The following is a 15,795-nucleotide window of genomic DNA, read 5'->3' as shown; positions in this document are numbered from 1 at the left end:
AACTGACTTATGGCAAGAAAATTCTACGGTATGCTGTCGCTGCTGCTATCCGCAGCTACGGCCTGGGCACAGACCGTGCCTTCTCCAAAAGAGCATTTTGGTTTTAATATTGGTGATGATTATCAGTTAGCCACTTACACGCAGACAGAAGCTTATTTCAAAAAGCTTGCTGCATCTGATCGTACGGCCCTTGTGGATATTGGTATGACAGAAGAAGGGCGTCATCAGTATATGCTGATCGTATCTGCACCTGAAAATATTAAGGCGCTCAACCGTTATAAGGATATCTCACAAAAGCTGGGACATGCTGAGGGGCTGACGGATGAAACAGCCCGTCAGTTATCAGCAGAAGGAAAAGCAGTTGTGTGGATAGACGGTGGATTACATGCTACCGAAACTGTCGGCGCACATCAGTTGATCGAAACAATGTATCAGCTGGTAACGCGTACAGATGCGGAGACGATGAACATTCTGCAGAATGATATTATCCTCCTGACGCATGCCAATCCTGATGGACAGGAGCTGGTGTCTAACTGGTATATGCGAACGACTGATCCGAAGAAAAGAGCATTGAATATTCCCCGTCTGTATGAGAAATATGTAGGGCATGATAATAACAGGGACTTCTACATGATGAACATGAAGGAGAGTCAGAATATCAGCCGGCAGTTGTTTGTCGAGTGGATACCGCAGATCATGTACAACCATCATCAGCGCGGCCCCGCAGGTTCTGTACTGGCAGGTCCTCCCTATCGTGATCCCTTTAATCATATTTACGATCCGCTGATCGTAACAAGTATTGATGCCGTAGGCGCAGCCATGAATAACAGGCTGAATGCAGAGAATAAACCCGGATATACACAACGGAACGGATCTACTTTTTCCACCTGGTGGAATGGGGGGCTGCGTACTACGCCTTACTTTCATAACATGGTAGGTTTGCTGACAGAGATCATCGGCGGACCAACACCTGAGACGGTGCCCTTAGTACCTGACAGATTAATTCCCAATGGTGCAACACCTAATCCGATCGTTCCGCAGGAATGGTATTTCCGTCAGTCGATAGATTATTCTGTATCACTGAACTATGCTGTACTCGATTATGCGGCGCGTTACAGAAGTGAGTTGTTATTCAATATCTACCGTATGGGTAAGAATGGTATTGAGCGTGGCAGCGCTGACCACTGGACCTTCTATCCGCGTTATGTAGATTCAATTCGTACCGCATACAAGTTTGATAAAAAGAATGATTCTACTACTGAAGGAGAAACAGGTGGCGGAGAGTTTTCCTTTGGAAAAGAAGATACCATCGCTACAAAATATTACGCAGGTGTATTGAAGAATCCTGATTATCGTGATGCACGTGCATATATCATCTCAGCAGATCAACCAGACTTTCCGACAGCCGTTAAATTCATCAACGCACTGAGTCGTTCAGGTATCACTATTCACAAGGCAAGTGCTGCATTCAACGTAAATAGTAAACAATATCCGGCAGGATCTTATGTAGTGAAAACGGCGCAGGCTTTTCGTCCGCATGTGATAGACATGTTTGAACCACAGGATCATCCAAATGATTTTCAGTATGTTGGCGGTCCGCCGATACGTCCCTATGATGCTGCCGGATGGACCTTAGCGTACCAGATGGGCGTACAGTTCGATCGTATCCTGACGGCCTTTGATGGGTCGTTTACACAATTGCCTTATGGACAGGTAGAGTCGCCTTTATCTACAACATTACCTGTTGCGAAGAAGGGTTATCTGATTGACCCTGCTGCAAACAATGCATTCATTGCGGTGAATGATCTGCTGAAAGCAGGTGTTAAAGTATCCCGTACTGATAAGGGCGCTTTCTATGTACCAGCAGGGGCAAAGAGTGAAAGTATCCTGAATAAGGCGACAACAGAACTGGGTATTCTTGTCAGTGCAGCAGACGCTGTACCGGCTAAGCTGAAAGCAGTAGCGCCATTGCGTATTGGTATCTGGAATACCTATGGAGGATCTATCCCTGCTGGATGGTTAAGCTGGCTGATGGAGCAGTATCACTATTCTTATGACTTCCTTTATTCACAGGAGGTGGATAAAGGCGATCTGCGAAAGAAATATGACATGCTGATCTTTGTAACCGGAGCTATTCCTGATACCGGTAAACCTAAGAAGAGTGATTACTGGTTTGGCAAATTACCGAAGCCGGAAGAACTATCAGATGAATTCAAACCATGGCTGGGCAGGATCAACAAGGATACCTCCATTCCGCAGCTGAAGAAATTCCTGGAGGCAGGTGGAAAGATCGTTACGATCGGCACCAGTACTAATCTGGCCTATCATCTGAAACTACCTGTGGAAAACGCATTGACAGAGAAGAATAAGAAAGGCGAACTGAAGCCATTACCAGGTACAAAATATTATATCCCGGGTAGTTTGCTGATTGCAGATCTTGATACAACGGCAGCGGAGAACTGGGGGATGCCTGCAAAGAATGATGTATATTTTGACAGAAGTCCTGTATTCAGGTTTACGGATGGCGCTGCCGGTGCCGGTATGCGTAAACTGATCTGGTTCTCTACGGAGACGCCATTACATAGCGGATGGGCCTGGGGACAACAATACCTGAAAGGTGGTATTGCGGCATTCTCTGTGCCGGTAGGAGCGGGAACACTGTATGCATTTGGTCCGGAGATCACTTTCCGTGGTCAGTCGCACGGTACATTCAAATTACTGTTCAATCAACTGTATAAATGAGAAAACTGATCATTCCCTTATTAAGTTGTTTGCCTGTGCTGGCAGTTGCACAGAACAATGACAAACAGGCGATCACCACGTATCTTGATAAGCAGTCTGCTACCTATGCAGATATCTCAAAGAAGATCTGGGGATATGCGGAAGTAGGTTACCAGGAAGAGAAGAGTGCTGCTTTACTGGAATCTGTACTGGAAAAAGAAGGCTTTACAGTGAAGAAGGGTATAGCAGGTATTCCTACGGCTTTTGTCGCCACTTATGGTAGCGGGCAACCGGTGATCGGTATACTGGCTGAGTATGATGCATTGCCTGGTTTGTCACAGACAGACGAACCGCAGCAGCATGCGATAGAAGAAGGAGGCGCCGGACATGGATGCGGACATAATCTGTTTGGAACGGCTTCTGTTGCGGCAGCCGTCGGTGTGAAGAACTGGTTGAAGGAACACAATGGTAAAGGTACGATCAGGGTGTATGGTTGTCCGGCAGAAGAAGGCGGTTCCGGTAAGGTCTATATGGTGAGAGCAGGATTGTTTAACGATGTGAATGCGGTGTTACACTGGCATCCCGGTAATGACAACTCTGCTGCGACTTATCCCTGGATGTCCAACAAGAATGCGAAGTTTCGTTTTTATGGCGCTGCCTCACATGCGTCAGGTGCGCCTGAGAAAGGCCGTTCTGCACTGGATGCAGTAGAAGCGATGGATTTCATGGTCAATATGATGAGAGAGCATGTGCCTGATCATACGCGTATTCATTACGTAATTACGAAAGGTGGAGAGGCGCCGAATGTGGTGCCTGCCTTTGCGGAAGTCTATTATTATGTAAGACATCCGGATATGCAGGTGGTGAAAGATGTATGGGAGCGACTGGTGAAAGCGGCAGAAGGTGCTGCCCTGGGAACGGGTACGACGATGAAGTATGAAGTGATCGGTGGTGTGTATAACATGTTGCCAAATGAGGCCTTGTCCAGGATCATGGATACCAATCTGCGGCAGGTGGGAGGATATACCTACACATCCGAAGAAAGAGCATTTGCAAAAAAAATACAATCTACTTTAGTGGATCAGTCAAAGTTACCTGATATAGATAAGGCGACGGGTACGGTACAACCATTCGTTATTGAAACAGGTATCCGTGGAGGTGCTTCGTCAGATGTAGCGGATGTGAGCTGGGTAACACCTACCGCCGGCATTTCTACTGCTACCTTTGTACCGGGATCTTCCGGTCATAGCTGGCAGAATGTGGCCGCAGCCAGTACGAGTATTGGTACCAAAGGGATGATGATCGCTGCCAAAACGATTGCGCTGACGGCCTATGATCTGTTCAATGATCCTGCTGTGCTGACCACCGCAAAAGAAGAACTGAAAACAAGACAGGGACCTGCTTTTAAATATGAAGCCATGCTGGGCAACAGAGAACCGGCATTGGATTACCGTAAAAAATAGCGACTATGAGATATACCTTAAAGGGCTGGTTGCTGATGGCTGGCATTGTTGCCCATTCAGCAGTACAGGCCCAGACTGTGCCATCACCTAAACAGCACTTCGGTTTTAATATCGGAGATGATTATCAGCTGGCAACCTATACACAAACGGCTGCTTATTTTCAGAAACTGGCTGCATCCGACAGGGTAAAGCTGATGGATATCGGACTTACAGAAGAAGGCCGTCATCAGTATATGCTGGTGATCTCTTCTCCTGCCAATATCAGACAACTGGATCAGTATAAAAAGATCTCACAGCAGCTGGCCAGGGCAGAAGGCTTAACACCTGCGCAGGCAAAAGAATTATCAGAAAAAGGAAAGGCAGTTGTATGGATCGATGGTGGTTTACATGCGACTGAAGTTGTAGGTACACATCAGCTGATAGAAACTGCCTGGCAGCTGATCAGCAGGAATGATCCTGAAACGATGCGTATACTCGATAACGTGATCATTCTTATGACGCATGCGAATCCCGACGGACAGGAACTGACGAGTAGCTGGTATATGCGGAATGCGGATACCCTGAAACGTTCAACAGATCAATTACCCGTATTATATCAGAAGTATATAGGGCACGATAATAATCGTGATTTCTATATCATGAACATGAAGGAAAGCGCCAATATGGGAAAACAATTATTCCTGGAGTGGATGCCGCAGATCATGTACAATCATCACCAACGCGGACCGGAAGGTTCTGTACTGGCAGGACCTCCGTATCGCGATCCTTTTAACTATTTCTTCGATCCGCTGATGATCACCGGGATCGATGCACTGGGTGCAGCGATGTATAACCGGCTGAATGTGGAAGACAAGCCTGGTTATACACGACTGAACGGTTCCAGCTTTTCTACCTGGTATAACGGCGGACTTCGTACGACGACCCAGTATCATAACATGATAGGTTTGCTGACGGAGATCATTGGTAATCCGACACCTGAGAAAATACCGGTAGTACCACAGCGACTGATCCCTAACGGAGCAACGCCTAATCCTGTCAGACCAACGGGCGACTGGCGTTTCAGAACATCCATTGATTATTCGGTATCCCTGAACTATGCGGTGCTGGATTATGCTGCCCGTCAGCGGGATGAGGTATTGTTCAATATCTATAAGATGGGTAAGAATGCGATCGATAAGGGGAATACAGACTCCTGGACATTATCGCCTAAGAGAGCGGACGCGATCACTGCTGCCTATAAGAAGGCACAGCATGATACGACCAAAGATGATGGTAGTGATCCGTATGGCTGGATGAGAAGAGGCAGTAATATTGGTATGGAGTATTATGATGCAGTGTATAAGAATCCTGCGGAAAGAGATCCGCGGGGGTATGTTATTCCGGCAGATCAGCCGGACTTTGCCACAGCTGTTAAGTTTGTAAATGCCCTGATCAAGGCTGGTATTGGCGTACAGAAGGCAACAGCCGCTTTTACGGTAGCAGGTAAGCAATATCCGGCGGGGTCTTATATCGTACGTACGAATCAGGCTTTTCGTCCGCATGTGCTGGATATGTTTGAACCACAGGATCATCCTAATGACTTCCAATATCCGGGAGGTCCACCTGTTCGCCCCTATGACGCGGCAGGATGGACCCTCGCCTTTCAGATGGGTGTAAAGTATGATCGTGTACTGGATGATTTCAGCGGACCGTTTGAGAAGCTGCCTTACGGGGAGTTACAATCACCTGCTGTTTTGTCCTTTACGCCGGCTACCGGTGGCGGTTATCTGTTAAGCGCCCAGGTGAACAATGCATTTATCACCATCAATGACCTGATGAAAGCAGGAGTGAAGGTCTATCGTTTGCCTGAGGGCCAGGATGGAATGGGACCAGGTACTTTCTTTGTGCCGGCTGGTGCATCCGCCAATAGTATCCTGAAAACTGCTGCCGCACAATGGGGCGTATCGGCCAGGGTGGTGAGTAAACGTCCGAAAGGCGCTATTGAGGCGACTCCTTTACGTATTGCCTTGTGGGATAACTATGGCGGTTCTATGCCTTCGGGTTGGGTACGCTGGATGATGGAACAATATCATTTCCCTTTCAGCCTGGTTTATCCGAAAGATATAGATGCCGGCACGCTGAAGCAGCGTTATGATGTGATCGTGTTTGTGACAAGGGCTATTCCGCCGGTAGGAGGAGAGGAAAATAACAGGTCTGCTTACCGGCAGACGCAGCCTGATGCTGCCGATATCCCGGAGCAATACCGGAATATGCTGGGAAAGATCTCAAAGGATACGTCTATTCCTAAACTGAAGGAATTCCTGGAAGCAGGCGGTACAGTTATTACGATCGGCAGTAGTACTAATCTGGCGTACCATTTGGGTTTGCCTGTGCATAACGCGCTGGTAGAGAAGGGGAAGGATGGTAAGGAGTCGCCTTTGCCAGGAACTAAATATTTCGTGCCGGGGAGCATTTTGCAGGTGGCATTTGACAGTACGCAGTCAGCCGCCTGGGGGATGCCGGCTGTCGGTGATGTGAATTTTGATAACAGTCCGGTGTTCAGGCTGGATAGTGATGCTGCTTCCAAAGGGGTGCATCCGATCGCCTGGTTCACTACGGATAGTCCGTTACGTAGCGGATGGGCCTGGGGACAGTCTTATCTGAAGGACGGTGTGGCTGCTTTTGAGGCGCCGGTAGGCAAGGGGAAGCTCTATGCCTTTGGTCCGGAAATAACTTTCCGCGGGCAGTCACATGGTACTTTTAAGCTATTGTTCAATGGGTTGTATGGACAAAAGTAATAGAATGACCGAGTGATGATAAAGACCGTCTCATGTTATATGGGGCGGTTTTTTTATTTTAGTACCTTAGAAGAATAACAAGCGTTCACATGGAAGAATTTTATGATGCCGCCTCTGAGAAATACAAGAAGTATTTATTGCAGGTAGTGTATAACGATGAGACTTATTACACCGTATCAGGTGCTGACCTGTCAGACAACGAGGCTACCAGGCTGCTGACAGATGCGGATGGCAAGATTTGCCTGTATGCCGACCTTCCTTCCCTGAGAAAGGGAATAGAAGCGGGGGTTGTTACTTTCGATACCCCGAATCTGCAGGCCTGGGGGAAAGATATCAATGAAACAGATACCGCTTACACGGGCGTTGATTTCTTTTCGCTGAAATCGGAGCACCTGGAGGCAGATGACGATCCTTTGCTGTATGAGATCTATGGCGCGCTGAGCGTTGTAAGAGATTATGCTGAGCAGGAGAATAACACAGAGTTGTTAACCCTGCTGGATAGTCCGATCGTAAATGAATACATGGAGATCTGTGCAGATCTTTTCCTTTGGTCGTCCGATACGGATTCTTTCAGAGAAGACTTTGATTTTAATGCATTTGTGCCTGTGTTGGGTCAGATTTATACGCTGCTGGAGCCCCGTTTGAGAGTTGTTTAACGGAAAGGGACAAACTGAACTTGCATACCATCGCTTATCAGAAACTAACATCCGATTTTTATAATCGTCCTGATGTATTGACGATTGCCCGTGAATTGCTGGGAAAGATCATTGTGACCAGCTTTAACGGAGAGCTGACTGCTGCCCGTATTGTGGAGACGGAAGCTTATGCCGGTATAACGGATAAAGCTTCCCATGCATACGGCGGCAGGCGTACGGCACGCACGGAAATCATGTACCGGGAGGCCGGTACTGCCTATGTTTACCTGATCTATGGCATTCACCAGCTTTTTAACATTGTTACTGACAAGACAGACATTCCTCATGCGATCCTGATACGCGGAGCGGAACCCATTACAGGTATACCTGTGATGCTACGACGTACAGGCAAGAAAGTAGCAGATTTTACCCTGACCCGGGGGCCGGGCAATGTTTCCAAAGCATTGGGCATTACATTGGCCCATACAGGGGAATCTTTGCTGGGAGATGATTGTTATGTGGCTTCGGATGGTTTTATACCTGCCGCCGGAGATATTATTGCCACACCCAGGATCGGCGTAGATTATGCCGGTGCGGATGCCTTGTTGCCATACCGTTTTATTATCCGTAACAATAAGTATGTCAGTGGGAAAGTGGTGAAAAGTGTGTAGTTGAACGGGAATGATTTATCTTTAAATTATAATTTTTTTTAAGGGACAATCTCAATACCTATATCGTTATGCGCAAATTATTACCCCTGGTCGTAGCAGGTGTTTTTTCATTTACGGCTGTATTGGCTCAGAGCAGCAATCAGGAACAGGCGATCGCCAAAAAGAATGAGGCGATCGAATTAATGGACAATGGTAAACTGGCTGAATCTATCACTTTACTCAATGAGGCGCGTAAGCTGGATCCGACACAAATGGATATTGTTTATGAGCTGGCCCTGGCAAAATATCAGCAGAAGGAATTTAATGAAGCATTAAAAGATCTGAAATACCTGATAAAGCAAAATGCAGCCAACGGCAGGGTATATGCGATGATGGGGAATGTGCAGGATGATATGGGAAAGCCGGAAAAAGCGATCGACACGTATGACGAGGGACTGAAGAAGTTTCCAAAAGAAGGGGCCCTGTATGTGGAAAGAGGGGTGATGGAGCTGAAAAAAGGTAATAATGATGCGGGACTGAAGTTTTTTGAAGATGGTATTAAGAATGCGCCAATGCATTCGTCCAACTATTACCGGGCTGCTAAACACTTCCTGGATTCTAAGAATGAAGTGTGGGGAATGATCTATGGAGAGATCTTTATGAACCTGGAAAGAGGGTCTAAACGTACAGAGGAAATCAGTAAATTGTTATACTACACCTATAAAGGAGAGATCAGATTTGAGTCGGATACGGCTGCTTCCGTGAGTTTTGCCAGCAATAATATCGAACTGCGGTATGACCCTTCAAAGAAAAAGAAAGGGGATAATGATCTGGCGATGATGTTGTTATCTTCTATCGGCGGACTTTCCTATGGTGGCGCGATCTATGAGAAGACGCTGGCGCTGGCGGTGATAGGAGAAAAAGCGATCAACGTGGCCTCATTACACCGTATCCGTACAAAGTTCCTGGAGCAGTATTTTGCAGCAGGATATGATACCACTTATAATGTTGTCTTGTTTGACTTTCAGAAAAAGGTAAAAGATGCCGGTCACTTTGAAGCTTATAACTACTGGGTACTGGGTCAGGGAGATGAGAATGTGCTGAGCGAGTGGGTGGGTGATCACAAGCAGCAATGGGATGATTTTATCAAATGGTTTAAAGAAAACAGGATTCAGATAACAGACGAAAAGAGCTTTTCCCGGATAGGACTGACTGTCTCGGGCGCTTTGAAAAAGGATTCGGAATAATGACAGAACTGGAATTGCTGGAAAAGACACTTAGTTCCTTTGCGGGAATGCCCGCAAAGGAGTTTGCTATGTCTTTACCTGACTGGCAGCTGAGAGAATATAAGAAGGGAGAATTTTATAATGAGTATAAGAACGTATGTAAGCACCTGGGATTTATTATCAGTGGTGTATTCAGAACATACCATGTCAATACAGAGACAGGCGAGGAGAAAAACCTGCTTTTTTTCAGTGAAAAGCAATTCGTGACGTCTTACAAGAGCTTTCTTACACAGACGCCCTGCAATTATTACACAGAATCTTTAGTAGATTCGTCTATTCTTTATATCCATATCGATGACCTGAACAGGTTATATTCAGCATCACATCAGTGGGAGCGTTTTGGCAGATTTATAGCAGAACTTGCGTTCAATGAGGTGATGGATCATACGGAGGATATGATGTTTAAAACGCCTGAACAGCGTTATAAGCAGATGCTGGAGCGGCATCCGGACATATTTAATAGTGTACCGTTGTATCATATCGCCTCTTACCTGGGTATTCAGGGACCATCATTAAGTCGTATACGGAAACGCCTTTCCGGTAAATAAGCTATATACCATATCTCATATCTTATCATGAACAGACAACTATGCCTTGTCCTGCTATGCACAACTTTGATCATCAGTTTATGCAGTCTTACGGGCTGTCGTCATCAGGAGACGCCTTCAGCCAAAGCTTACTTTAAGGGGACTGTCAGTCCGAAACTGAACCAGGAAGTTCTGGAAGGGAAGGTCAGGGAATTTTTTGACTGGTACACCGGTCATGTAGATGGACTGGTTGATATACAACTTGTGGATAACTCCGGAGTGGAAGACACGGGTTTGTACCGGGTTAATTTTGACAGTACGGCTGCTTACCTGCATATATTATCTGAAGCGGGGATCTTTACCCACGATTATGTAGAAGACAAAAACGAATACTTCCACCTTTGCGACAGCAAAATCCGCCAGGATAGCGTACGCACAGAGACGCCTTATGGTTTTGATGCGGATCTGATCCTGCTGAGCCAGGAGTACGAGGAGGATATTTCTAATTTCAGTCAGGCAACGTTCAGTAATTATGTGGAGACAGAAAACGGGGCAACGATCGATGTTACGATTGTTTATACCCTCCGGATCGATTTTGTGATCCAGGGGGATCGGTTGCTGATCGACAGGATTGACGTGGTGACGCCGGAAGACGGGACGGCGACCGGGACAGGACAGCCGTGATTTGGCTATTGATGGTCAGTGGGTTTGTTGATACCGGTATCTTATTAGTCAGACTATACTTATTGGTCGTTGATCCTTCATTGAAAAAGGGAAGAATGGACGAAGGATAACTATAGGAATGCTATCATGAAAGCGATAAGATATGTGCTTTCTGAAGATTATACATTGAATATTAGTATGTTGCCTTGCATTTGCGATCAGTTGGTGAGGAATTTTGTCCTGAATACCCCTTATTGCGGTAAAAAGCACTATTGACATGCTTTATATACGGCGTATACAGGGAATATCTACGCCTGAACACATAGGGCATCCTGTTAATAAAGGACATGATTTTACTGGATTCAGTAACAGCTGGTACGGGAGGTCTTTTTTAAAGAAAATGAGAGAAAAGAGGATAACTATGCATGGATTTCATAATATTTTGATTTTCTCCTGCTTTAAAATACCTTTGGAACGCTTACAAAAGTTGAAAAGAGAAATCATATTGTGGTAAAGTTTTTCCGCTCAGGCAACCCCCTTACGGTAGTGTTGCTGTTGATGTATACAATCCTGGTAAAATTCTATTACCTGATCCATCCGTCCTCCTATCTGGCAGATGGGAATGAAGGGCTGTTATACGATCTGCTTGTAAAATGGATGGGGATGGTGTTTGGTAAAAATCCGTTCCTGTTTACTTCTCTGGCGGTACTGTTGTTATTACTGCAGGCCCTGCTGCTGACCAAGATTGTCAATCACCAGCGACTGTTTGCCAAAACGAACTACCTGCCGGCGATGGCTTATATGCTTTTCACGTCTTTATACCAGGGGTGGAATGTCTTTTCTCCGGCTTTGCTGGTGAATCTGGTGATGTTGTGGGTAATTTCCAGTATAACACTGTTATACACCCGTACTTCGGCCAGGGATGTGGTATTTAATATAGGATTTGCACTGGGTGTATGTGGTTTGTTTTACTTCCCTGCTACTATTTTCTGTCTTCTTTTATGGTTAAGTCTCCTGATCATGCGCCCATTCCGTCTGGCGGAGTGGATTATTGCATTACTGGGGCTGATCTGTCCGATATATCTGCTGGGTACATACCTGTTCCTGACAGACCAGTGGGCTTTATTTGCCCGTATTCCACGAATTGGTCTGGAAGTGCCTGTGATTGGCCACTATAAGGTATGGGGCGCCATGGCGGTAAGTTTGTTCTTCTTTGCTGTGGGCTGGCTGCTGTTACAGCGTACCCTTAAGAAGATGCTGATCCAGGGACGTAAGATCTGGAGTGTAATGGCGGTATATGTATTTATTGCCATTGTAATTCCATTCTTTAACGTACATTTCTCCCCGTCGTACTGGGTTTTGGCTATTCTGCCTCTTTCTCTGTTTGTCGCGAATGCGTACTGGTCTATTGTCAATAACACCGTTGCCAATATTGTGCACATACTGACACTGGCATATGTGATTGTGATGCAGTACTTCAGCAGAAACTAGCTGTCATTCGTCTGAGTTGTTAAAACCGGACGAGCGGCTATGGAAATGTGCGGGCGGCGTAGTAATTTTGTGCCTTTCCGGTAATTTCGATAAATGGTTCAACAGCTATTAATTGCCGGATAAAGGATAGATTAATATTTAGGACCGTAACTTTCAATATATTAACATGAAATTTGGGGTTGTCACCTTTCCGGGCTCTAACTGCGATCACGATGTGATCGATGCCCTGCGCAATGACCTTGGGCAGGAAGTGATAGAGTTATGGCATAAAGATTCTGACCTCAGCCAGTTCAGTACAACGGACTGTATTGTGCTGCCGGGCGGTTTTTCTTATGGCGACTATCTGCGTTGCGGAGCAATTGCGCGTTTTAGTCCGATGATGAAAAGCGTGATAGACTTTGCCGCTAAAGGTGGTCGTGTGATAGGTGTGTGTAATGGTTTCCAGATCCTTTGTGAAGCGGGGCTGCTGCCGGGTGCTTTATTGCAGAACGGGCATCAGCAGTTTGTGTGTAAGAATGTATACCTGAAAAGTGATAATACATCTGCATCCCTGACGAAAGATGTAGCTGGCCGCGCATTAAAGATCCCTGTAGCACATGGCGAAGGCCGTTACTATGCGGATGACGTTACGCTGGAAAGTCTGTTTGCCAATAATCAGGTATTGTTCCGTTATTGTGACGAATTTGGTAATGTTGTGGATGATGCGAACCCGAATGGGGCGCTGCGCAATATTGCCGGTATCTGTAACAGGGAGCGTAACGTGTTTGGTTTGATGCCACATCCGGAGAGAGCTACCAGCTCTGTATTGGGTAATACGGATGGTCAGCTCATTTTCCAGAGCCTTATCAATAACAATTGACTTAACGAGTGAAAAGCACTCTTATTTTTTGAAATCAAGCCAACCAACCAGTTAAAAAAAAATCTAAGTATGAGAAAATTACTGACAGCAGTTATTCTGTTTGCCCTGCCGATGCTGGCAAGTGCGCAGATAGAAAACCCGGTAAAATGGGATTTTACCGCTAAGAAAATCGATGCAACTACCTATGAACTGCACATGACAGCTACAGTAGAAAGCAACTGGCACCTGTACGCACAGGAAGCAGGCGAAGGTCCGGTTCCTACTTCTTTCAAGCTGACTAAAAATCCGCTTGTAACACCGGTAGGTAAGATCCGTGAAGTGGGCAAACTGCACAAGGCATTTGACAAGAACTTCGATTCCGAACTGAAATATTATGAAAATCAGGTTGATTTCGTACAGAAAGTGACCGTGAAAGGTAAGGCTGCCACTAAAGTGAAAGGTAGCGTAGAGTTCATGGTGTGTGACGATCACCAGTGTTTACCACCAAAAGAAGTGGAATTCGCAATCAGCGTAGGAGGAAAATAAAGAAATTACGATACATGATGGCATCAACCGTCTGTTGAGTGAATTGTAAACGAGTTCCCCAAGGAGCTCGTTTACTGTTTGGAATGGTTGAAAGTCTTTAAAGCCTATTAGTTATATGAAGCATTTGCTGACGTTCCTTATCCTTATTACCGCTGTATTTGCCGTAAAAGCACAAGACACTGCTACACAGGCGTCTGTAGCAAAATGGGAATACACCGCAGAGAAGAAGGCTGAAAAGGAATATATTTTACATCTGAAGGGTACTGTAGAGAAAGATTGGAAGTTGTTTTCCACTACCATGAAAGATGATGAACCTAATACCCGTGTAGTGGTGGATAGTGCTGCAACTATCACAGGTATTACAGAGCAGGGCACACTGAAAAAAGCGCCTGAAGCATTATTTGACAATCTTGAAATTAAATACTTCGAAGGTGCCGTTACACTGGATGTAGCGGTGAAGCTGAGCGGAGCAGTGACAAAACTGGAAGGTGCGGTGAATTACATGGCACTGAAAGGAGATGAAGTGGTAGGACCGGAGGAAGTGAAATTCCGCTTTAATGTGGATGCATCCGGTAATATCGTGAATGTGGCTGCCGGATTACAGGAATCTGCTGCTGGCGGACAAAACCTGAAGCGTACTGCAATCGATATGGCGAATCCGCTGAGCAATTGTGGCGGCGCTGAACAGGAGCCAAAGAGTCTGTGGGGATTGTTTATCCTGGGTATGGTCGGTGGTTTTATCGCATTGCTGACGCCTTGCGTATTCCCGATGATTCCGCTGACAGTATCTTTCTTCACAAAGAAATCACAGGACAAGAAAACCGGGGTGCTGAATGCCACCATTTATGGTTTCTTTATCTTCCTGATCTATGTGTTACTGAGTCTGCCGTTCCACTTCCTGGATTCACTGGACCCGGAAATTCTGAATAACATTTCCACCAACGTATGGTTAAACCTGATCTTCTTTGTGATCTTCATTGTGTTTGCCATTTCGTTCTTCGGATATTTTGAGATCACTTTACCAAGTGGACTGGCCAGCAAAGTAGATGCGAAAACAAGTGTGGGAGGTATCATCGGTATCTTCTTCATGGCGCTGACACTGGCGTTGGTATCTTTCTCCTGTACAGGTCCTATCCTGGGTTCATTACTGGCGGGGTCGTTGTCTACCGACGGCGGCGCTATGCAGCTGACAGTAGGTATGGGTGGTTTCGGATTTGCGCTGGCACTGCCATTTGCACTGTTTGCGATGTTCCCGAACCTGCTGAAATCACTGCCTAAATCCGGTGGCTGGTTAACATCTGTGAAAGTAGTACTGGGTTTCATTGAGATTGCGATGGCGATCAAGTTCTTATCAAATGCTGACCTGGTAACACACTGGGGACTGGTGAAACGTGAGGTGTTCTTCGCAGTATGGATCATCTGTGGATTCCTGATCGTATTGTACCTGTTGGGTAAGATCCGTTTCCCACACGATGCACCGCTGAAGAAGATCAGTACTACCCGCTGGATCCTGGCTGCAGTCTTCCTGGCGATGACCATCTATCTGTTACCGGGTGTGACCAATACAAAATATGCAAACCGTCAGCTGATCAGCGGTTTCCCTCCACCACTGAGCTATAGTCTTTATAAGAATGCAGCGAAGGGTGTGGAAGCAAACGTAGTGAATGACTATGAAGCAGCATTGAAACTGGCGAAGGAGCAACATAAACCGATCCTGATCGACTTCACCGGATGGGCATGTGTGAACTGCCGTAAGATGGAAGAGAATGTATGGCCTGATGAAAAAGTGAAGGCGCTGATAGAAGAAGATTATATCCTGGTGTCACTGTATGTGGATGACAGGAAATTATTACCGGAAGATCAGCAGTTCCTTTTCACAACTAACACTGGCCGTAAGAAGGAGATCAAATCTATCGGTGATAAATATGCAACCATGCAGACTGAGAACTTTGTGAATAACTCTCAGCCTTATTATGTGCTGATCAGTCCAGATGAGAAATTGCTGACCAAACCTGTAGGTTACACACCAAATGCAGGCGAGTATGCGAACTGGCTGAAATGCGGATTGGATGCGTTTAAGAAGAATAAATAGTTAGTAAGTATATTTATTTTTAAGTGGCTGTCTTGTGATGAGGCAGCCATTTTTTATTTATATTAGTTGTACGTGCTTTTTGCAATCTGTTAACCATAAAAACCAT

12 protein-coding genes are annotated in these 15,795 nt (G+C 45.9%); all 12 read left to right on the top strand.

The features are described from left to right. The first annotated feature begins 9 nt into the window (after positions 1–9). Positions 10–2,742 (top strand): M14 family metallopeptidase, encoded by a 2,733-nt coding sequence (locus BMZ72_RS21550; RefSeq protein ID WP_089811779.1) that lies wholly within the window; start codon positions 10–12, stop codon positions 2,740–2,742. Beyond that, positions 2,739–4,184 (top strand): amidohydrolase, encoded by a 1,446-nt coding sequence (locus BMZ72_RS21545; RefSeq protein WP_089811778.1) that lies wholly within the window; start codon positions 2,739–2,741, stop codon positions 4,182–4,184. Before BMZ72_RS21550 ends, BMZ72_RS21545 begins: the two co-directional genes overlap by 4 nt. A gap of 5 nt (positions 4,185–4,189) precedes the next feature. Next, positions 4,190–6,961 (top strand): M14 family metallopeptidase, encoded by a 2,772-nt coding sequence (locus BMZ72_RS21540; protein ID WP_089811777.1) that lies wholly within the window; start codon positions 4,190–4,192, stop codon positions 6,959–6,961. 89 nt (positions 6,962–7,050) lie between these two features. Next, entirely contained in the window at positions 7,051–7,617 is a 567-nt protein-coding gene (locus BMZ72_RS21535) for a hypothetical protein (protein ID WP_089811776.1), read from the top strand. A gap of 20 nt (positions 7,618–7,637) precedes the next feature. Next, positions 7,638–8,267 (top strand): DNA-3-methyladenine glycosylase, encoded by a 630-nt coding sequence (locus BMZ72_RS21530; protein WP_089811775.1) that lies wholly within the window; start codon positions 7,638–7,640, stop codon positions 8,265–8,267. 68 nt (positions 8,268–8,335) lie between these two features. Next, entirely contained in the window at positions 8,336–9,493 is a 1,158-nt protein-coding gene (locus BMZ72_RS21525) for a tetratricopeptide repeat protein (protein WP_089811774.1), read from the top strand. Continuing rightward, positions 9,493–10,080, top strand: coding sequence for a Crp/Fnr family transcriptional regulator (locus BMZ72_RS21520; RefSeq protein ID WP_089811773.1), 588 nt, complete (start codon positions 9,493–9,495; stop codon positions 10,078–10,080). Before BMZ72_RS21525 ends, BMZ72_RS21520 begins: the two co-directional genes overlap by 1 nt. 27 nt (positions 10,081–10,107) lie before the next feature. Further along, positions 10,108–10,743 (top strand): hypothetical protein, encoded by a 636-nt coding sequence (locus tag BMZ72_RS21515; protein WP_143087741.1) that lies wholly within the window; start codon positions 10,108–10,110, stop codon positions 10,741–10,743. A gap of 486 nt (positions 10,744–11,229) precedes the next feature. Beyond that, the gene (locus BMZ72_RS21505; RefSeq protein WP_143087740.1) at positions 11,230–12,213 is read left to right on the top strand and encodes a hypothetical protein; all 984 of its coding nucleotides are present in this window, start codon (positions 11,230–11,232) and stop codon (positions 12,211–12,213) included. 166 nt (positions 12,214–12,379) lie between these two features. Further along, positions 12,380–13,072: a phosphoribosylformylglycinamidine synthase subunit PurQ gene (gene purQ, locus BMZ72_RS21500; protein WP_089811769.1), complete on the top strand. Its 693-nt coding sequence runs from the start codon at positions 12,380–12,382 to the stop codon at positions 13,070–13,072. 69 nt (positions 13,073–13,141) lie between these two features. After that, on the top strand, positions 13,142–13,597 hold the full coding sequence (locus BMZ72_RS21495) for a protein-disulfide reductase DsbD domain-containing protein (protein WP_012794594.1): 456 nt from the start codon (positions 13,142–13,144) through the stop codon (positions 13,595–13,597). 115 nt (positions 13,598–13,712) lie between these two features. Next, positions 13,713–15,689, top strand: a complete 1,977-nt coding sequence (locus BMZ72_RS21490; protein WP_089811768.1) for a protein-disulfide reductase DsbD family protein — start codon at positions 13,713–13,715, stop codon at positions 15,687–15,689. The last annotated feature ends 106 nt before the right edge of the window (positions 15,690–15,795 follow it).

This window comes from Chitinophaga sp. YR627 (assembly GCF_900114995.1).
Lineage (GTDB): Bacteria > Bacteroidota > Bacteroidia > Chitinophagales > Chitinophagaceae > Chitinophaga.
The sequence above is the reverse complement of the archived record's forward strand: the minus strand, read 5'-3'. Positions and strand labels throughout refer to the sequence as shown.